Origin of the sequence: Anoxybacillus sp. PDR2, from assembly GCF_009834045.1 — a bacterium.
GTDB lineage: Bacteria > Bacillota > Bacilli > Bacillales > Anoxybacillaceae > Anoxybacteroides > Anoxybacteroides rupiense.
In genome coordinates this window covers 150644-170000 of record NZ_CP047158.1, presented here as the reverse complement: position 1 = coordinate 170000, position 19357 = coordinate 150644, and the positions used below count along the sequence as shown (strand labels likewise).

The window sequence follows — 19357 nt, the reverse complement described above, 5'->3', positions numbered from 1 at the left end:
TCAAGCATTGCCGCAAATTGTGGAAGCAATGAAAAAGAACGGTTATCGAAATGTCAGCATTTCTGAGCTAATCGAAAACGGTCAAACGCAAAGCAAAGACGTGAATTAACTCATGTGTAAAGAGGCTTTCCTGTCTTCAGATCGTTAAAATTCAGCCACTATGTTTAAAGGAGGCTTTGAGAGCCTCCCTCGTTTTTTATATAATATGGGACACTCCCTCATGCTTCGATACCAATCCGGAAATATATACAATGAATGTAAATGGTATCCGTAAAAGAAGTTGCGATTTACCTTTGCCAAATGCACGTTTGATCCAACGCGCTCTCAAACGGATTCACTATGAGTTAAGCATCTTTTGTCAGCTTATGAAGAATCAACAATTGGTAAGCATTGCAAACGAGCAAAGGAATTAACATCAAATATAGCCAGTTTTCATCGTTGATGCGTAACGCCGGAAACCATTCAATGATCGTTACAACTGTCATAAAAAATAAAGAAGGAATAAATGCTTCTTTGTTTGTTTGTTGTCTTTTAACAGCGGCAACAATCACGCCTACGAGCAAAATTCCCAATGCAATCAGTATGTAGCTAATAATGGATTCTCCATCCTTCGCAAACAGCTGATAACGAAAATATATTAAATCAAATAAAACAAAGGCAATCAAAACGATTTGTACCGAATTCCAAAGAGCTACAGACCGGAAAATTCCTAAGCCAAACCGATGAACGGTTAAATAAGCAAAAAAACCCATTTGACTGACTACGCTAAAAATAAAGCCAAAACCAATAAACCATACTAAAACAGCAAACAGTTCACCAATCTTAAACTCAATAAACAGCTTTTCATATTCACTCCAGCGAATAATAAAACCAGCTAACGCTGTTGTGATTCCACCAATTCCTAACGTCGTCAAAAATAACCGAACCCATTTGCGGCTGTTCACACCCTAAACCTCCATCATTTCTCAAGTATTCCTTTAAAATTTTATCAGTCGTTCCTTAAAAACGCTAGCGCTGAATTGGTTCAGCGTATATTTTTTTAGCGGAACATCATATTAAAGATAAGGAACTTTTGCAGAAAGGAGCTTATTACTACATGAAAAATTGGACACTGCTCCTCTTAGTAAGTTTTTTTATTGTTCTTAGTTCTTGCGCTCCACAAGAAAGCAGTCCAGCTCCACCTGATTATGATCAAATCAAAAAAATGGTTGTTGATATTTTAAAAACAGATGAAGGAAAAAAGGCGATTCAAGATGTCATGACAGAAGATAAAGTAAAGCAGCAAATGATTATGGATCAAGCGGTTGTAAAACAAACCATTGAACAAATTTTGACCTCGAAAAAAGGAGAAGAATTTTGGAAGACCATGTTTCAAGATCCAAAATTCGTTGAAAGCTTTGCTAAAAGCTTGAAGACCGAGCAAGAGAAAACTATAAAATCCTTGATGAAAGATCCTGAATACCAAGGAATGATGATAAACATTTTACAAAATCCTGAAATGGAAAAAGAGTTTTTAACTGTCTTAAAAAGCAAAGATTTTCGCAATCATCTTCAAACCGTTATGACAGAAACATTTGACAGTCCGCTATTCAAAGCAAAAATTCAAGATTTGTTAATGAAAGCCGCTGAAAATATGCAAACAACGAAAAAGCAAAGCGGTTCAAATGAAGATGGCGGAGAAAGCGAAGAAGGAGATGGCGATCAGCAAACCCAAAGCCAATAGCTTTTTTCTAAGCTTATTGAATGCAAAACGAGAGACCGTACAAAAAGGACGGTCTCTCGTTATTCTGTTTGAAAGCGCTTTTCATCACATGGCTTTTTCATACTCTTCCCCTCACACGTACACATCGTTTCACCGCAGAAAACTTCTCAATGGATAGGCTAGGAGCAAGCGGTCACACATTTCATCTACATGTTCTTAGAAATGGCAAATGTCCGCGTGAATATAAGGAAGCACTGTTCGTCTTATGTAAGCCGGCATAAAGATTAGCACTTCTTGGCTATTTTCTTTGCTATTTCCATGTATATTTTTCCAATCTTATGATCCCCTCCATATACGGAAGGCGCAAAATCATCATCGTTCCAATCTGGCTGCTGCAGTGGCAGCTGTCCAAGGAGCTCCGTTTGCAGTTCTTCAGCAAGCTTTTTACCGCCCCCTCGGCCAAACACATATTCTTTTTCACCGGTTAATTTGCTTTCAAAATATGACATATTCTCAATCACACCGATGATTTCATGTTCTGTGCGAAGCGCCATCGCCCCCGCCCGTGCAGCTACAAATGCGGCAGTCGGATGAGGGGTAGTAACGATAATTTCTTTACAAGCAGGGAGCATGGTATGAACATCTAAGGCAACATCTCCTGTTCCAGGAGGCAAGTCCAACAATAAGTAATCTAAATCTCCCCATTCCACTTCTTTAAAGAAATTGTTCAGCATTTTTCCTAACATCGGCCCGCGCCAAATCACCGGGGCATTATCTTCAACAAAAAATCCCATTGAAATGACTTTGACGCCAAATCGCTCCACAGGAATGATTTTCTCACCGCGCACAACGGGCCGCTCGGTAATGCCCATCATGTCGGGCACACTGAATCCATAGATATCGGCATCAACTAGCCCCACCTTTTTACCAATTCTTGCGAGCGAGACAGCAAGGTTGACGGAAACCGTTGATTTTCCAACTCCTCCTTTTCCGCTGGCAATGGCGATATATGTCGTTTGTTTTTTTGTTCCTTGATGCTTTGCCATTTCTTCTTCAGGCAATTGAGTAAATCGCAAACCGACAGATGTTGCTCCTGCGTTTTTAAGAGTTTGTACAATCGCTGTCTGTACTTGAAGCTGTTCGGCTGCTCCCGGCTGCGCTAAAGCAATCTTGACGCTTACGTGCCCTTTTTCCTGTTTAATTTTGATTTCCTGAATCGCATTTGTTTCTTTAAAAGGCTTATTTAAATACGGATCTTGTATGTTTTCTAACAATGCGTGTACATCTTGTTCGGTTATCATGATTCATCACCAGCCCTTTTTATGTATTCGTTATCATATTTTTACTATATCATATCTATTGATGATCTTAACATATTGAACCTCTCCGTCTGCAGATAGGGCACACTGATTTATAAGAAAAATGCAAAAAAGGAACAAATCCTCTCTGAAAAAGGAACATGTGCAGCCATCTCCTGAGCTTAGAACCAAATTCTGCTTCGGATGGTTTTCTGATCATTGAACCAGTTGATTGTGCCGACTTTTCAAAACACGCTCCATATGAAACGTAAAAATAAAATCCTCCCTTAATCAGGAGGAGTTTTTTCATTAGAAAAATAGCGCAGTACTCCTTTATAAATAGAAGCGGCAAGCTTGGTTTGGTATGGATCGGAATAAAGCAGCTCGCGTTCTTCAGGATTCGAAAGAAATCCTACTTCCACAAGTGCCCCTGGCTTTTTTGCATATTTCAGCAAATAAACCGTATCGAGTATTTTCGCAGAACGGTCTGTGTTCTCTAAATTGCGACGTAGTTCAGCTTGAATAAATTTAGCGACCCTCTCGTTTTCAATGTATGTTCCATAATAAAATGTTTGTGCTCCTTTCCATTTCGGAGATGGAATAGCATTCAAATGAATGCTGATAAATAAATCTGCTTCGGATTCATTAATCATCTGAACACGCTTTTTTAAATCCTCCGCTTTCCGGCGGCTATATCCTTTTGTATCCTCTGCCGCTAGATCTCGATCATCCTCACGTGTTAAAAGAACAAGCGCCCCTTGTTGCTGCAAATAATCGCGCAATTTTTTCGCTACATCGAGCGCAATATCCTTCTCTAATATTTTTCCGCCGCCAACCGCTCCGCCATCTGGACCGCCATGTCCAGGATCTAAAATAATAATTCTCCCTGAGAGAGGCAGATTCCACGACTTCATAGAATGAACATCTAAAATGACATATTGAAAAATGATCGCAAATAGGACGATACTTGTACCGATCATCCATAACATTCGCTTCCGCTTCATCTTTTCTCCTCCTGCGTTTTCCCTTCATTATCTTATATGGGACAAGAGAAGAAAGTAGAACCCTTTTTAGCGGAGTTTTAAGCGCCAGCGTTTTTTTCCTTTTTCAAATCCTTCGGTCCACCAGCTGGAAATATAACCTTCACACGTATAATATAATGGCTCGCCGATATGAATATCGTTAAGATCTGTCCAAAAGCATAAAAAATCAAACAAAGCATCGGTCAAGTATTTTTCCTCATGCTGTGAACGTTTTTTGACCAATTCAATCGGCTCGCCATAATAGCCAAATCTGCTGTAGCTTGCACCAAGTAAATAGGCTTCTATCGCCATGTCAATACATCCATCTTCCACCGCTGAGGGAAAGGTGGACTTCCCTTGGAAAAAAGGACGAAAGGATTCAGATGCTTGCTTTTGCAATTTTTCTAACGATAGCTCACGGAGCATTTTTCGCTCATATTTGATCTCTTTTTCCCTTTTCTTTTCTTTAAAAGATGTGATCACACTCATTTGCTTTCACACTCCTTTAGAATATAGTGTCCTACCGTTGAATCGGAAACATGCGTCGAAAAGCGCTGTCACCGATGAAAAAAAATCCCAAGTGGAACGGAGTTTGATATACATCCTGCTGTACCAACGTTTGTCTCAAGTAATGACCTGATTTCGATGGTCGGATGATCGGCCGTTCGGCGCTCGATCACGCTTTTTTGATGCGACGAAAACAAGCTGGTGGCTTTGCCCCCGAATATCGCTAAAAAACCACACAAAATGTTTAATTAAACATTCATCTCGCTGTGTTCTTACAGTATTGAACCAAATACTGTCATCATATATTAAGTAATATGACTACACATTTGGCAGGTGATCGCTACATGTACAAAATTAGCTTATGTATGATTGTCAAAAATGAAGAAGAGGTACTTCGGCAATGCCTTACTAGCGTCAAGGATTTATGTGATGAAATCATTATTGTTGACACGGGTTCAACTGATAAAACAAAAGAAATCGCCCAAGAATTCACACAGAAAATATTTGATTTTGAATGGATTGATGATTTTTCCGCAGCCAGAAACTTCGCTTTCAGTAAAGCCACCATGGATTATATATTTTGGATGGATGCAGACGACATCCTATTGGAAGAAGACCAAAAAAAATTTAAACAACTTAAAGCAGAGCTCGATGGTGCTGTGGATGCAGTTTCCATGATATACAATATTGCTTTTGATGAAGCTGGAAACCCGACATTTAGCTACAGAAGAAATCGCTTAGTCAAAAGAGCGCGAAATTTTAAATGGATCGGAGCGGTTCATGAGTATTTAGAAGTCGGAGGAAATATTCTTTCATCAGACATTGCCATTACCCATAGAAAATCAGAGAAGTCAAATGGAAATTTGCAAAGCAGCCGCAATCTAACGATATACGAAAACCGGCTCAAAAAAGGAGAGACTTTTACTCCAAGAGATTTATTTTATTATGCTAATGAATTAAAGGATCATGGGCAGTTTGAAAAAGCAATCGAATACTATCAAAAGTTTCTGGAAACGAAAAAAGGATGGATTGAAGATGAAATTCGCGCGTGCATTCATTTAGCGTCATGTTACAGACATTTAGGCAATACGGAAAAAGAAATTGAGGCCCTTGTTCAGTCCATTATGTATGATGTCCCTAGACCGGAAGTCTCTTGCCGACTTGGAGATTTATACAAAGAAAGAGGCATATTCAAAAAGGCCATCATCTGGTATCGATTAGCACTTGAAGTAGACCTTAACGATGCTTTAGGGTTTAGGGAAAACAGCTACTCGACATGGTATCCACATCTGCAATTATGTGTCTGCTATTGGCACATTGGGGAAAAGGAGCTTTCGTTTGCTCATCATAATGAGGCGAAGAAGTATAAGCCCACAGATCCGCAAATTCAATATAATGAAAACTTCTTTAAGGAAAACTTCAGCAAAAACTAACTAGATCAATGAAAGCCCTCGATATGAGGTGTCATATCGGGGCTATTTTTTGGCCGATATTAGAGGTATAAATGGTTTTCAAACGGTACGCGAATCCTCTTACTATATAAAGATTGAAACATTTTCATTTTACTGATAATCGCCGTTTGATCCTTCATGATCTTGGATTCCAAATGTAAAATTTGTTCCGTAATGTCGTCCTGATCCGTCGAAATGATATAGTCTTCAAGATCTACTGACTTGATAAAGTCAAATACCTTAAATCGATACCCTAACGCAATAAATGGAACATGGGAAGCTAAAGAAAGATAGTTCGCATGTAATTTAAAATTAATTGTGAAAGCAAAATGTTGAATGATATTCATTAGTTCCTCTTGATTATATAGTGTTTTATCCAAAATGGCAGATTGCTTATTGTGTAACTTGCTGTATAGCCGTTCAGCCGCTTCTAAATCCGCATTCCAAACAATAAACAAGTACACTTTATACCCTTGGTCCATTAATTGATTTAAGGCTCTCGCCAACTGATTTTCAACTTCTATTTCATTTTGGCCATAAATGAAATTATAGGTCGTTCCCCAATTAACCCCGATCACTTTCTCTTGATGATGAAATGGGGGGACTTGATCACCATCTAGATTACGGTTAGTTAACAGAAACCCGGGATCTCCGCTCACTTGGATATTTTTCACTCCAAAATTTTGCAACACCTTTGAAGTTAATGGCCCTCGCACTCCAACCCATGCACTTTCCTCAAACACTTCTCTTGTTTTTAATTTAAAATCATCTGAAACCACAAGCGGTATTTCTTCATGATTTTCTAATTGTTGAATATAGGATTTCGGCACCCAATCAATTCCTGTTCCCCAGATCATAATTTTTTTATTCAATGACAAAGCTTGATGTAAAATATCAACAGTATAAGGATGAACAAAATAAGGTTCTCTGCTTAAAATGGATCCCCCTCCTAAAACAATGAGATCATACTCTTTAAAAGAAACATTTTTGAGAAATTGATGTTCGATATTGGCAGATTCCAGTTTGTATGAACCATCCAGCTTTAAAAATTGCTGTTTAAATAAATCAAACATTAATTCGTCTCCTAGATTCTGATAGCCGATCCATCCAACATACAACACTTTCTTCAACGCAAATCCCCCCAACTCATACAAAATGAAAATCCAAAGAAATATACAAGGAGCCAAACGGCATCTTATCCGTCTCAGTTGTATTAGTTATCCAATAAAGCCCCATTGGTATCACTCGATTCCTCGCTTTTTTGCCGTAGTCATCAGCTATTGGCTTGTTAACTAAAAAACTCAACAAAAATCTTCTCAAGCAACAAAGGCTTTACAGGGAAATGAATTTGCCTGCTGGTGTTCTTATTCAAGGGAAGAGGCAGAAAAGTTGGGGTTTAGCTAAATCATTTTATGTTTTTAAGTAAAATAATGGATCATCAACACTGATGTTTCAATATCAAAATGACATTTATATAAAATTCCTTTGTTTGTACATAACCGTTTGTCACTTTTCTCTCTGATCCTCATTGATTCGATTGGGCAATTATTCTATTTAAGCATAATTCTTTGTATTTCAATGCTTTAAAGCTCCCCGTGCCTTTCAAAATAAGGTAATCCGGATGGCATTCACCAAGCTCTAGGCACTTTTGGAATGAAGCCAATGCCTCTTGATACTTTCCTTTCTGAAATAAAATATAGCCCTTCATAAAATGCAGATCAACGTAATCCGGATATAACTGCAACGCCTTCTCAATGCCCGGCCAAGCTCCGTCGATGCTATTTGTTTCAAGCAAAATTGTGTATTTCAAGCGATAAACAATAGCAGGTGGTTTCGTTTGTTGACGCAAAAAATTTAGAATCGAAGCATTTACATAAAGGAAAGCTTTACTATAATCCTTTTCACGATAATATTCGCTTGCCAAATGGTATTCAATCCAAGGGCTGTGATGAGGAGTGTTTATTTCTTCCATTATCAACTCTTTATTTCGTGATGACTTATTTTTCCTTTCAGCAATTTCCTTTATATAGCCGTAATGATGAATAGGTGCATCGACAATATCAGAGGTATGATGTGAGAGAATTTCTTCTGGAAGCTGAATCGTCTCGTGGATTCTGTTATAAAACCGAATACCCATATGATTGCGAAACAAACGAGGCTGATAATATAAAAAAAACTGATCTTCCTGAATCGGAAAATGATCTCCATAATAATTAAGAACCGGAAATAAAAGCACATGTGCTTTTGTCTGCACAACCGATTGCTCGACCAAGCGCTCTTGATTAGATTCGAGCTGCTCATCGGCGTCCATCCATAAAATCCAATCACCGCTGGCTTGTAAAAGTCCAAAATTTCTAGCCTCAGCAAAATGATGGTTCCATTCATAATGGTATATCTTTGCCCGGAATTTTTCACAGATAGATAAAGTGCCATCAGTAGATCCCGTATCAACGATAATGATTTCACTGACTAATTTGCTTACACTAACCAAACATTGCTCGATAAAATCTTCCTCATTTTTTACGATCATACATAACGAAATAGCAGGAAACTTCATTGCTGCATCACACCCTTTATCCTGATATTTCAATGTTTAGGCTTCCATGGAGAAGATAGCGAAGCATCGACTACGACTTTGATATTTTGCACATCAGGTGAGTAATAATAGGATAATATTCTCCTGATAACCTTCTCAAAAAGCTGTTTGTGCTCTTGTTTAAAAAATGGATGTTGTTGGATTAAACTCATTAAACATTTTAAATCATGATAGCTTTCGTTGTTTTTACTAAAAAAGGATAATTTTTCTGATAACATCCCTATTTCTTGAAAAAAGAACTGTTGCTCATACAGATACATATGGATTTTTTCAATCAACTCCAGAGAGTTAAGGATAACCCTTTCAGTATAAATTTGTTTTTGTCGGGAAGAAGTACGGCAAGAAATGGTGAAAAAATAATGAATGATAAATTGAAAAAAGAAATGAAAATATTTGAAATAGTTGATTTTGCTTTGAATGATCTTATCTTGCACAGATGCGTATTTACTTCGCATTTACTTCCCACCCCACATTTAATCATGTCTCACGAACTACACCTAGTAAATGTTTAACTTCATTTTTCATTACATCCATCATCACAGCCACACGGATAATATCTATCAAGACAATCAGGGCATGGTGGTTCCTCGTCACATTCATCTGGATCTTGACTAGGGCATTTTTCACAGCACGTATCACGGTCCAATAAAATGATATCTTCTAGTCTGAATTGCAGTAATATTTGTGATTTGACTACAGCGCGAAGGGTACGATTGATACTTTCGTTTATTTTTAAATAATCATTTAAATTGTTAGGATCTGTATTTAAAAAAGCTTGAAGATTTTCGGCTTCTGCGTTCAAAATATTTGATAATCCAATTTCTTCAAGGGCAATAGATGATAATAATAAATCGATGGTTTCACATCGTTCTAATGATATAATCGGTGTAATGTTTGGAATATTGGGGAGCGACATATTTCGTTTACCTCCTAAATAAGCTTTTTGTTCCGAATCCTTTACAGGTTTTCCTTTCATCATAAGTCCAAGAATGATGGATGCTCTCTAGGCATTCCTTACATGCAGCTTTTCAAATGAGAACAAAACAAAGAAAGATGGGCAATGCTTTGATCGATAATGGTCTCATAAAGAGGTCTCTTGAAACAAATGAGTTCTGTAGCAACCAATCGCTCCTCACCTGTGCCATCTTCCCTGACGCTTTCTATTTAATGCATTTGCCTATATCATATGTAAAAAATAAGCAGATGTTACCCCAGTAGAAAATATGTTAAAAAAGCAATCATTCTTTCCGCATATGTTCTAATGAATAAAAAAGCTGGTATGCCATGATGCATCCAGCTTTTCTCACTTGAATTAAGCGATTTGGTGTACAGACCAGACAATTCCAGACGATGTACCACCTAAATTTAACCCGATTGTTAAACCATTGGCTTCATAAAATAATCCGATTTGATCCCCTGCTGTTAGTTCAACTTCTCCACTCAATGTAACAGTGCCGCTTCCAAGAACAGCTCTTAAAGTTAAAACTAATGCAACGTTCACATTTAATACAGGGAATAATCCTGTTATTAAGTCTGTCGTGGTAGGGGCAATACGCCTTACAACAAACGCTGGGTTTACACCTGTTCCTAAACTGATAGTCAGTGCAGCAGATGTCTGATAATTAATGGTGGCCGAAATAGAATATCGACCCGTTGCTGGAACCGTATAGGTCCCTGTCACTTCATTAAAGCTAGGATTATCATAATAAGGGGACGATACGGTCCATCCAGCAATCTGGGTAGAAGCCGTAACCCCTGGCGCAGTAGTGAATGCGGAAAAACCATTTGCTGCAAACGCCGGACCGGTTGGGCCGGTTGGACCCGTTGCTCCTGCTGGACCCACTGGACCCGTTGCTCCTGTTGCTCCCGTCGCTCCCGTTGCTCCTGTTGGACCCGTTGGACCCGTTGGACCGGTTGGACCCGTTGCTCCCGTCGCTCCCGTCGCTCCCGTTGGACCCGTTGCTCCCGTTGCTCCTGTCGCTCCCGTTGGACCCGTCGGACCTGTTGCTCCCGTCGCTCCCGTTGGACCCGTTGCTCCTGTTGGACCGGTTGGACCGGTTGGACCTGTTGCTCCTGTCGCTCCCGTCGGACCCGTCGCTCCGGTTGGACCCGTCGGACCTGTTGCTCCTGTTGCTCCCGTCGGACCCGTTGCTCCCGTCGCTCCGGTTGGACCCGTTGCTCCCGTCGCTCCGGTTGGACCCGTTGCTCCCGTTGGACCCGTCGGACCTGTTGCTCCCGTCGCTCCTGCTGGACCCACTGGACCCGTTGCTCCCGTCGCTCCGGTTGGACCCGTTGCTCCTGTTGCTCCCGTCGGACCCGTTGCTCCCGTCGCTCCGGTTGGACCCGTTGCTCCCGTTGGACCCGTCGGACCCACTGGACCCGTTGCTCCTGCTGGACCCACTGGACCCGTTGCTCCCGTTGGACCCGTCGGACCCGTCGGACCCGTCGCTCCTGTTGCTCCGGTTGGACCCGTCGCTCCTGCTGGACCCACTGGACCCGTCGCGCCTGTCGCTCCCGTCGGACCCGTCGGACCTGTTGCTCCCGTCGCTCCCGTTGCTCCTGTCGCTCCCGTCGGACCCGTCGCTCCCGTTGGACCCGTTGGACCGGTTGGACCCGTTGGACCCGTTGCTCCCGTTGCTCCCGTTGCTCCCGTTGCTCCCGTTGGACCCGTTGCTCCCGTTGCTCCTGTCGCTCCCGTTGGACCCGTCGGACCTGTTGCTCCCGTCGCTCCCGTTGGACCCGTTGCTCCTGTTGGGCCGGTTGGACCTGTTGCTCCTGTCGCTCCCGTCGGACCCGTCGCTCCCGTTGGACCCGTTGCTCCCGTTGGACCCGTCGCTCCCGTCGGACCAATCCCTCCGCTCGGCATAATTTGAGTAACTTGGCGCAATTTGTTATCCAATAATAATTCCTTCTTCATCGCCATCGCCAACGTACTTTGAACACTCTCATTGATTTCTAATATATCTTCAAGTGTCGATGGCGTTGGCAATCCAGGAATGGTACCTAAAGCATATTGAATTTTTTCTCCTTCTGCGTTTACAATATGGGCAATCCCTATTTCCTCCATCGCTATTGAAGCTAAAAGTAAATTGATGACATCATCTCGATTTAAAGAAATAGTTGGAGTAATATTTGGTAAATTAGGCTGTGACACTTCTTTCCCTCCACTCGTATTTTTGACGGTTACAGGTTTCTCTTCTTAACGATCCATTGCTATAAAACCATCATTCATAATCAACTCAATACAATCCATAATAACTATCCACTATTCCGAGCATATCGATAAATGGATCTTTGACTTTTGCCCTGCCATAACACCACCTATCCATAACTCAAATCAATATCTTCTTTAAGTTATTCAATAGTAGAACAAATAGTGTAAGATAATTTCCATTTGTTTGTTAAATTTTCCAAATTAGGCATTCGTCTTATGAAGAGTATATGAAAATATAGGAGAAAATGATTAGGGAACAAATCAATTGAAGAACAAGAAAGGATGATTAGCTGAGGAAAAGGTTAGCCCAAGCAAAATAAAAAGACTCTCGAAGCATAAAAAGATCGAGAGTCCTGCTTTGAAATATTAACGTTTTGAGAATTGTGGCGCGCGACGAGCACCTTTGAGACCGTATTTTTTACGCTCTTTCATGCGTGCATCGCGAGTTAATAAGCCAGCACGTTTTAATGGTTGACGGTACTCTGGATCTACCTCCAATAACGCGCGAGCAATGCCGTGGCGAATAGCGCCTGCTTGGCCAGAGAAGCCGCCTCCATGTACGTTAACTAATACATCATAGCTGCCTAATGTTTCTGTCAATACAAGCGGCTGTTTTACCACTTCAATCAAAGCCTGAGATGGAATGTACTCTTGAATATCACGATTATTGATGACAATACGTCCGTCACCAGGAACTAAGCGTACACGTGCAACAGAACTTTTGCGACGGCCTGTGCCATAATATTGTACCTGTGCCAAAATAATACCCTCCTTAATCGATTATCCGCGAAGTTCGTAAACTTCTGGTTTTTGTGCTTGATGTGGATGTTCGCTTCCTCTGTAAACATGCAATTTTTTAAACATTTGACGGCCAAGGCGACCTTTTGGAAGCATGCCGCGAATAGCTCCTTCAAGCATTTTCTCAGGATAGTTTGTACGCATTTCAAGCGCTGTTCTTACTTTTAATCCACCTGGATGCAAGCTGTGGCGGTAATATAGCTTATCCGTTAATTTGTTCCCAGTTAATTCAATTTTCTCTGCATTAATAATAATAACATGATCACCAGTATCAACATGTGGTGTGAAAGTTGGTTTATGCTTGCCGCGTAAAATTGCCGCAACTTCGCTTGCAAGACGACCTAACGTTTTGCCTTCAGCGTCAACAACGTACCATTTACGTTCTACTTCGTTTGGCTTTGCCATATAAGTTGTACGCATGATTTTCCCTCCTAAAATAAAAAATCAACGAAACGTTATATATTTATCTGAACACGATTATTTTTCCGGGGCTAATCGTGGCTCTAAAATACATACCATATGATATGATATCTCTTTCCGTTGCCAATGTCAAGAAAATGTTACACCAGGATTAGTTGTCATAAAACACCTGCCATAAGTAGAGTCCATGCGGAGGAGCCGTTCTTCCCGACAGGCGGCGATCTCTTCCTTCTAAAATGGAAGGAATGCAGCTCCAGTGCCTTTTTCCTTGCCCGATTTCCAGCATCGTACCAACAAGGATTCGAACCATATTATATAAAAAACCGTTCCCTATCCATTGAAACTCTATGCCATCATCCGCTACAAGCAGATTCGCTTCATAAATGGTCCGTACCCGATCCTCTATCTCGGTTTTTGCCGAACAAAAGCTGGTAAAATCATGAGTTCCCTTCACAAGCTGTAGTGCTTGCTTTATTGCTTCATCGTTAAGCGGATACGGATAATGATAGGAATAATAGCGAGAAAATACATCTTGTTCAGATGCTGTCCTAATTTTATAACGGTATTCTTTTCCCACTGCGCTAAATCTAGCATGAAACGAAGCGTTTACTTCTTGTACTTGGCGAATCACAATATCATCTGGCAACATGGCATTCAGCGCTTTTTTCCATCCTTCTGTCGGAAGCTGCAATGGCGAATCAAAATGAATGACTTGTCCATATGCGTGAACACCTGCATCCGTTCTTCCTGACGCAACTACCCGGATCGGATCTCCTTTATGCATCTGTAATAAAACGCGTTCTAATTCCCCTTGTACCGTTCTTTGGTTAGGTTGAATCTGATATCCACCAAAATGCGTTCCATCATAAGAAATAATACATTTCCAACGTTTCATGTTTCCATTCTCCATTAAGATCGCAATAAAAATAATGCAGCAGCTAATATAGCAACGGCTAACAGCAAGACTGTGTCGATCCCCTTCCATGTCAAGACGCGATATTTAGTGCGCCCTTCTCCCCCGCGATATCCTCGTGCCTCCATTGCGATTGCCAGCTCTTCAGCACGTTTAAAGGAGTGGATAAATAATGGGACAAGCAATGAAACAATCGCTTTCATCCTTTCACCCAACGGCCCGCCGTAAAAATCAACTCCCCTAGCTGCCTGTGCCTTCATAATTTTCTCTGTTTCATCCATTAATGTAGGGATAAAACGAAGGGAAATAGACATCATGAGCGCTAGTTCATGGACAGGTATCCGAAATCGTTTTAATGGGCCAAATAAGCTTTCGATGGCGTCTGTTACCTCGATTGGAGTGGTTGAAAGCGTCAGCAAGGTAGTGATGAGAACGAACAAGAGAAAACGAAGGGAAATAAATATCCCCTGTTGAATCCCGCCTTCATAAATGGCAAATGGTCCAATCTGATACAGAACACTTCCCTCTTTCGTCATAAAAACATGAAGTAAAAAAGTGAACAATACAACCCAGAGAACGGGTTTGATTCCCTTTAAAACAAATAAAAACGGAACTTGCGATAAGAAAAGGAGCAAAAGCGTAAAAGCCGTTAAAATCGCATAAGTTACCCCATTATTTGCTAAAAAGACGATACCCACATAAAAAAATACTAAAAGAAGCTTAGCCCGAGGATCCATTCGATGGATCACAGAGTTACCTGGAACGTATCGCCCAATAATCATCTTATTCATGCTCATTCACCTTAGCGAATAGCTGCTTAATGCCTGCTATGAGTTGTTCCATTGTTAGGCATGGGGAAGGAATTTCTTGTCCCATTTTCTCCTCGAGCCGTCGCTTTAACAACACCGTTTCCGGCACATCTAAGCCCAAATGCAGCAAAGAGTCCAAATCATGAAAAATTTGCTGCGGCGTTCCTGTTTTCCAAACCGTTCCCTTATGCATAACGACGATATAATCTGCATACTTTGCCGCATCTTCCATACTGTGAGTAACTAAAATCGTGGTTAGTTGTTTTTCGCGGTGCAGACGAGCGAACATCTCCATTAAATCTTTACGACCTTTTGGATCTAAACCGGCCGTTGGTTCATCTAAAACAATCACATCTGGTTCCATCGCTAATATACCCGCAATAGCAACACGGCGCATTTGGCCGCCGCTTAAATCAAACGGAGATTTATTCAGCACTTCCTCAGGCAGTCCGACTAATGAGAGAGCTACCTTGGCTCTCCTTTTCGCTTCCTCCTCTGAAACGCCAAAATTGATGGGGCCAAAACAAATATCTTTCTCTACCGTTTCCTCAAATAATTGATGTTCAGGAAATTGAAAAACAATTCCCACCTTTTGACGCAGTGGCTTCAGCTGTTTCGCTTGTTTGGCGCTATGAATGACATAATCACCAACGCATACCATGCCCTTTGTTGGCTGCAAGAGCCCATTTAAATGCTGCAGCAATGTAGATTTTCCAGATCCAGTATGGCCGATAATCGCCACGTAAGTGCCACTTTTTATCGATAAATTGACATCGTATAAAGCTCTTTGTGAAAACGGTGAATTCGCCTGATAAATATGTTCTACTTGTTCAAATACAATGTCCATAATTCATTCACCAGCCCCTCTAGCGACGCATCATTCAATTGAAGGGGAAGCCCCGCCTGCTTTAATTCATTTCTTATTTTAATGACAAAGGGAAGATCTAAACGAATTTCCTCCAGCTTTTCTCCCAAAGAGAAAATTTGCTGTGGTGTTCCCTCAGACATGGTCTCGCCACGGTTCATCACAATCATTTTATCCGCTTTCATCGCCTCTTCTAAATCGTGGGTGATAGAGATGACCGTCATATGGTGTTTCACTTTTAGCTTTTCGATGGCCCCAATGACCTCTCTCCTTCCGCGCGGATCAAGCATTGAGGTAGCCTCATCTAAAATAATGATATCTGGCTGTAACGCAATCACTCCAGCAATAGCGACTCTCTGCTTTTGTCCCCCTGATAAATGATGAGGCTCTCTTAACAAAAATTCTTCCATTCCTACTTGCTGAATAGCAGACTTCACACGCTCAATCATCTGTTCCCGAGGAACTCCGTTATTTTCCAAACCAAAAGCAATGTCATCTTGCACAGTAGTTCCAACAAATTGATTGTCTGGATTTTGAAAAACGATGCCCATGCGTTTGCGAATACTCCAAATCGTTTCTTCATTTAGCAACTGATCAAATACTTTGATGATGCCGCTTTTCGGCTTTAATAGACCCATGAGAAGCTTCGCAATCGTCGATTTGCCAGAGCCATTATGGCCAACAATGGCGACCCATTCACCTTTTTTGATTTGAAAGCTAACATTGCGAATCGCATCATTCGGTTGATTAGGATATTGAAAGAAAAGATTTTCTACTGATACCGCTATTTCTTCCACTCTTCTTCTTCCTCTCATCTCGATCTATATAGATGCAACTTAGCCTCTTAACTTTTGCATGGATATGCAGTCATGGTAAGTTACATCTATACACCGTGGCGCTTGTTGAGCATTACGCGTATATGAAGGCTTTACCATTTGTCCCTGTGTGAGCTGGTGATGACCCGATTGCTTCGGCGGTTGCGTGACGGAACGACACCGCTTCCTCACAAATAGGTTGTCTGTAAAGAGGCTTATGGGTCGGCACCAAAGCGTGACCGAGACCAGTCATCTCCTTGTCTCCCAATCATCAATTTTTACACATACCGTTCGTTCCAAGTCATAGAACCCAAGGCTAACCAATGGAGCGATTGGATCTAACACCACGGAATATCTATCTCTACTCTTTACTCTACTACATCACATATTCAAAAGGGAAATAAAAAAAGGGCATAGATCCAGTTCAAAATAAACTGTCTCGCCCTTGTTAGTCAACCGAATCGTATTAAACGAGTTCAATAACAACCATTGGAGCGCCGTCGCCACGACGTGGTCCAAGTTTCATGATGCGAGTGTAGCCGCCTTGACGCTCTTGGTAGCGAGGAGCGATATCGCTAAATAATTTTTGAATCGCATCCTGACCAGTTTCTGTGTTTGCTACCTCTGGGCGGATAAATGCAGCTGCTTGACGACGAGCATGTAGATCGCCGCGTTTTCCTAAAGTAATCATTTTTTCTACTACAGAGCGCAATTCTTTTGCACGAGCTTCTGTCGTTTCAATGCGCTCATTAATAATTAAATCCGTAGCTAAGTCACGAAGTAACGCTTTACGTTGAGCGCTTGTGCGTCCTAATTTTCTGTATGACATGAGAGATGTCCCTCCTTTTTTGAATAACTTGTAACATGAAAATGCCTAGTTAATCAAATGTTAACTAGTCATCTTTACGCAACCCTAACCCTAGCTCCTCAAGCTTTGCTTTGACTTCCTCAAGGGATTTCCGTCCTAGGTTGCGCACTTTCATCATATCTTCTTCTGTTTTCTGTGCGAGCTCTTGAACAGTGTTGATTCCTGCACGCTTCAAGCAGTTATAGGAACGAACGGACAAATCGAGTTCCTCGATTGTCATTTCAAGCACTTTTTCCTTTTGGTCTTCTTCTTTTTCAACCATGATTTCTGCATTTTGTGCTTCATCTGTAAGACCGACGAAAATATTTAAGTGCTCTGTCAAAATTTTAGCGCCAAGAGCAACGGCTTCTTTCGGACCAATGCTTCCATCTGTCCATACATCCAGCGTTAACTTATCATAATTGGTCACTTGCCCAACACGAGTGTTTTCTACTTGATAAGATACGCGCGATACCGGTGTATAAATCGAATCGATAGGGATAACACCTATTGGCTGATCCTCGCGTTTATTCGCATCAGCTGGAGTATACCCACGCCCGCGTCTTGCCGTCATTCTCATGCGAAGATGACCGCCTTCGGCCAGCGTAGCAATATGAAGATCCGGATTTAGTATCTCAACATCGCTGTCGTGAGTAATATCCGCAGCCGTGACAACTCCTTCACCCTGTACATCAATTTCAAGCGTCTTTTCTTCTTCAGAGTAAATTTTCAACGCAAGTTTTTTAATGTTTAAGATCATTGCTGTCACATCTTCTACGACGCCTTCAATTGTTGAAAACTCATGCAGTACACCATCTATTTGAATAGATGTCACAGCGGCACCAGGGAGTGAGGATAATAGGATACGACGTAAGGAGTTACCCAAAGTTGTACCATATCCACGCTCAAGTGGTTCAACGACGAATTTGCCATACTTGGCATCTTCGCTGATTTCAACCGTCTCGATTTTTGGCTTTTCGATTTCGATCATGATCTATACATACCCTCCTTCAAAACGTCGAAACCCCGACCAAACGATATGCGTCTAATCGAAATTCCCCCATGAATCAGTTCCCGAATGTGCGCATTAAATGAGTAAAGCTTCTCTGCTAGAAAACGATATCATATCCCATTATTGACAAGAGGATACAAAATCTATACAGAGAAATTAAACACGGCGACGTTTTGGCGGACGGCATCCATTATGTGGAACAGGAGTAACATCTTTAATTGCTGTAATTTCCAATCCAGCAGCTTGAAGTGCACGGATGGCAGCCTCACGACCAGCGCCAGGACCTTTTACGTTTACCTCAATAGTTTTCATACCATGCTCCATCGAAGCTTTCGCAGCTGCTTCTGCAGCCATTTGTGCCGCAAATGGAGTAGACTTACGAGAACCTTTGAACCCTAATGCACCAGCACTTGACCAAGAGATTGCATTGCCATGGACATCAGTAATTGTCACGATTGTATTGTTAAATGTAGAACGAATATGAGCAATACCTGATTCAATATTTTTTTTCACGCGGCGTTTGCGTGTATTTGTTTTACGTGCCATTCGTTCATGTACCTCCTTTGCCTAATTATTTTTTCTTATTCGCTACTGTGCGGCGCGGACCTTTACGTGTGCGAGCATTGTTTTTCGTATTTTGACCGCGAACTGGCAAGCCGCGGCGATGACGAAGGCCACGGTAGCAGCCAATTTCCATCAGACGTTTAATATTTAAAGATACTTCACGACGAAGATCTCCTTCTACTTTTAAGCGGTCAACAATTTCACGGATTTTCCCTAATTCTTCTTCTGTTAAATCGCGAACGCGAGTATCTTCAGAAACACCTGCTTCTGCTAGAATTTTTTGTGCAGTTGGTTTACCGATACCGTAAATGTATGTTAAAGAAATAACTACACGTTTCTCACGAGGAATATCTACACCTGCAATACGTGCCATAATTTTTACACCTCCTTAAAAATTACCCTTGTTTTTGTTTGTGTTTTGGGTTTTCGCAAATTACCATAACTTTTCCACGTCTGCGAATGACTTTACATTTTTCGCAGATTGGTTTCACTGATGGTCTGACCTTCATGATTTTTTACCTCCT

22 protein-coding genes (1 of these 22 only partly in view) are annotated in these 19357 nt (G+C 41.3%); 3 read left to right on the top strand and 19 right to left on the bottom strand.

Going from position 1 to position 19357, the window contains the following annotated elements; translation table 11 throughout:
- Positions 1-109: the end of a polysaccharide deacetylase family sporulation protein PdaB gene (gene pdaB / locus GRQ40_RS00935; protein WP_080862229.1), read on the top strand. It extends 701 nt beyond the left edge of the window; 109 of the gene's 810 nt are visible here — the last part of the coding sequence; its start codon lies off the left edge, out of view; its stop codon occupies positions 107-109.
- Positions 110-344: 235 nt separating this feature from the next.
- Here the strand turns inward: pdaB and GRQ40_RS00930 are convergent, their stop codons facing one another.
- On the bottom strand, positions 345-944 hold the full coding sequence (locus GRQ40_RS00930) for a KinB-signaling pathway activation protein (RefSeq protein ID WP_044744920.1): 600 nt from the start codon (positions 942-944) through the stop codon (positions 345-347).
- Positions 945-1096: 152 nt separating this feature from the next.
- Here GRQ40_RS00930 and gerD point away from each other — a divergent pair, with 152 nt between their 5' ends.
- Positions 1097-1723 (top strand): spore germination lipoprotein GerD, encoded by a 627-nt coding sequence (gerD, locus tag GRQ40_RS00925; protein ID WP_044744919.1) that lies wholly within the window; start codon positions 1097-1099, stop codon positions 1721-1723.
- Positions 1724-1986: 263 nt separating this feature from the next.
- Here the strand turns inward: gerD and GRQ40_RS00920 are convergent, their stop codons facing one another.
- From GRQ40_RS00920 to GRQ40_RS00910, 3 genes are all read right to left on the bottom strand, one after another.
- Positions 1987-3003 carry an Mrp/NBP35 family ATP-binding protein gene (locus GRQ40_RS00920; protein WP_159719176.1) on the bottom strand — a complete coding sequence of 339 codons (1017 nt, stop codon included), beginning with the start codon at positions 3001-3003 and terminating at the stop codon, positions 1987-1989.
- Positions 3004-3287: 284 nt separating this feature from the next.
- Positions 3288-3980, bottom strand: a complete 693-nt coding sequence (cwlD, locus tag GRQ40_RS00915) for an N-acetylmuramoyl-L-alanine amidase CwlD (protein ID WP_370514193.1) — start codon at positions 3978-3980, stop codon at positions 3288-3290.
- A gap of 90 nt (positions 3981-4070) precedes the next feature.
- Positions 4071-4511 (bottom strand): DUF2521 family protein, encoded by a 441-nt coding sequence (locus tag GRQ40_RS00910; RefSeq protein ID WP_044744916.1) that lies wholly within the window; start codon positions 4509-4511, stop codon positions 4071-4073.
- A gap of 362 nt (positions 4512-4873) precedes the next feature.
- Here GRQ40_RS00910 and GRQ40_RS00905 point away from each other — a divergent pair, with 362 nt between their 5' ends.
- The gene (locus GRQ40_RS00905) at positions 4874-5962 is read left to right on the top strand and encodes a glycosyltransferase (RefSeq protein WP_159719174.1); all 1089 of its coding nucleotides are present in this window, start codon (positions 4874-4876) and stop codon (positions 5960-5962) included.
- A 59-nt stretch (positions 5963-6021) separates the two neighbouring features.
- Here GRQ40_RS00905 and GRQ40_RS00900 read toward each other — a convergent pair whose 3' ends face one another.
- The 15 genes from GRQ40_RS00900 to rpmJ all read right to left on the bottom strand — a co-directional run bounded on the left by GRQ40_RS00900 (position 6022) and on the right by rpmJ (position 19342).
- On the bottom strand, positions 6022-7101 hold the full coding sequence (locus tag GRQ40_RS00900) for a polysaccharide pyruvyl transferase family protein (protein ID WP_236546435.1): 1080 nt from the start codon (positions 7099-7101) through the stop codon (positions 6022-6024).
- Between the two features lie 404 nt (positions 7102-7505).
- Positions 7506-8570, bottom strand: coding sequence for a glycosyltransferase family 2 protein (locus GRQ40_RS00895; RefSeq protein ID WP_236546372.1), 1065 nt, complete (start codon positions 8568-8570; stop codon positions 7506-7508).
- A 520-nt stretch (positions 8571-9090) separates the two neighbouring features.
- Positions 9091-9555, bottom strand: a complete 465-nt coding sequence (locus GRQ40_RS18250; protein WP_201295968.1) for an alpha-helical endospore appendage domain-containing protein — start codon at positions 9553-9555, stop codon at positions 9091-9093.
- A gap of 333 nt (positions 9556-9888) precedes the next feature.
- Positions 9889-11730 carry an alpha-helical endospore appendage domain-containing protein gene (locus GRQ40_RS00885; protein WP_201295967.1) on the bottom strand — a complete coding sequence of 614 codons (1842 nt, stop codon included), beginning with the start codon at positions 11728-11730 and terminating at the stop codon, positions 9889-9891.
- Between the two features lie 426 nt (positions 11731-12156).
- Complete coding sequence (gene rpsI / locus GRQ40_RS00880; RefSeq protein ID WP_044744035.1) at positions 12157-12549, bottom strand: 30S ribosomal protein S9; 393 nt, start codon at positions 12547-12549, stop codon at positions 12157-12159.
- Positions 12550-12570: 21 nt separating this feature from the next.
- Positions 12571-13008, bottom strand: coding sequence for a 50S ribosomal protein L13 (gene rplM, locus GRQ40_RS00875; RefSeq protein WP_044744036.1), 438 nt, complete (start codon positions 13006-13008; stop codon positions 12571-12573).
- A gap of 151 nt (positions 13009-13159) precedes the next feature.
- Positions 13160-13903, bottom strand: coding sequence for a tRNA pseudouridine(38-40) synthase TruA (gene truA, locus GRQ40_RS00870; RefSeq protein WP_066150261.1), 744 nt, complete (start codon positions 13901-13903; stop codon positions 13160-13162).
- A 14-nt stretch (positions 13904-13917) separates the two neighbouring features.
- Entirely contained in the window at positions 13918-14712 is a 795-nt protein-coding gene (locus tag GRQ40_RS00865) for an energy-coupling factor transporter transmembrane component T family protein (protein WP_044744038.1), read from the bottom strand.
- Complete coding sequence (locus tag GRQ40_RS00860) at positions 14705-15577, bottom strand: energy-coupling factor ABC transporter ATP-binding protein (RefSeq protein ID WP_159719171.1); 873 nt, start codon at positions 15575-15577, stop codon at positions 14705-14707. The genes GRQ40_RS00865 and GRQ40_RS00860 overlap by 8 nt, the downstream gene beginning before the upstream one ends.
- Complete coding sequence (locus tag GRQ40_RS00855) at positions 15553-16392, bottom strand: energy-coupling factor ABC transporter ATP-binding protein (RefSeq protein ID WP_080862224.1); 840 nt, start codon at positions 16390-16392, stop codon at positions 15553-15555. Before GRQ40_RS00855 ends, GRQ40_RS00860 begins: the two co-directional genes overlap by 25 nt.
- 484 nt (positions 16393-16876) lie before the next feature.
- Positions 16877-17239, bottom strand: a complete 363-nt coding sequence (gene rplQ, locus GRQ40_RS00850) for a 50S ribosomal protein L17 (RefSeq protein WP_027410616.1) — start codon at positions 17237-17239, stop codon at positions 16877-16879.
- Between the two features lie 64 nt (positions 17240-17303).
- Positions 17304-18248, bottom strand: coding sequence for a DNA-directed RNA polymerase subunit alpha (locus GRQ40_RS00845; protein WP_066150252.1), 945 nt, complete (start codon positions 18246-18248; stop codon positions 17304-17306).
- A 177-nt stretch (positions 18249-18425) separates the two neighbouring features.
- Positions 18426-18815 (bottom strand): 30S ribosomal protein S11, encoded by a 390-nt coding sequence (rpsK, locus tag GRQ40_RS00840; RefSeq protein ID WP_066150249.1) that lies wholly within the window; start codon positions 18813-18815, stop codon positions 18426-18428.
- Between the two features lie 25 nt (positions 18816-18840).
- Positions 18841-19206, bottom strand: coding sequence for a 30S ribosomal protein S13 (gene rpsM / locus GRQ40_RS00835; protein ID WP_027410257.1), 366 nt, complete (start codon positions 19204-19206; stop codon positions 18841-18843).
- 22 nt (positions 19207-19228) lie between these two features.
- Positions 19229-19342, bottom strand: coding sequence for a 50S ribosomal protein L36 (gene rpmJ / locus GRQ40_RS00830; protein WP_000868344.1), 114 nt, complete (start codon positions 19340-19342; stop codon positions 19229-19231).
- Positions 19343-19357 lie beyond the last annotated feature (15 nt).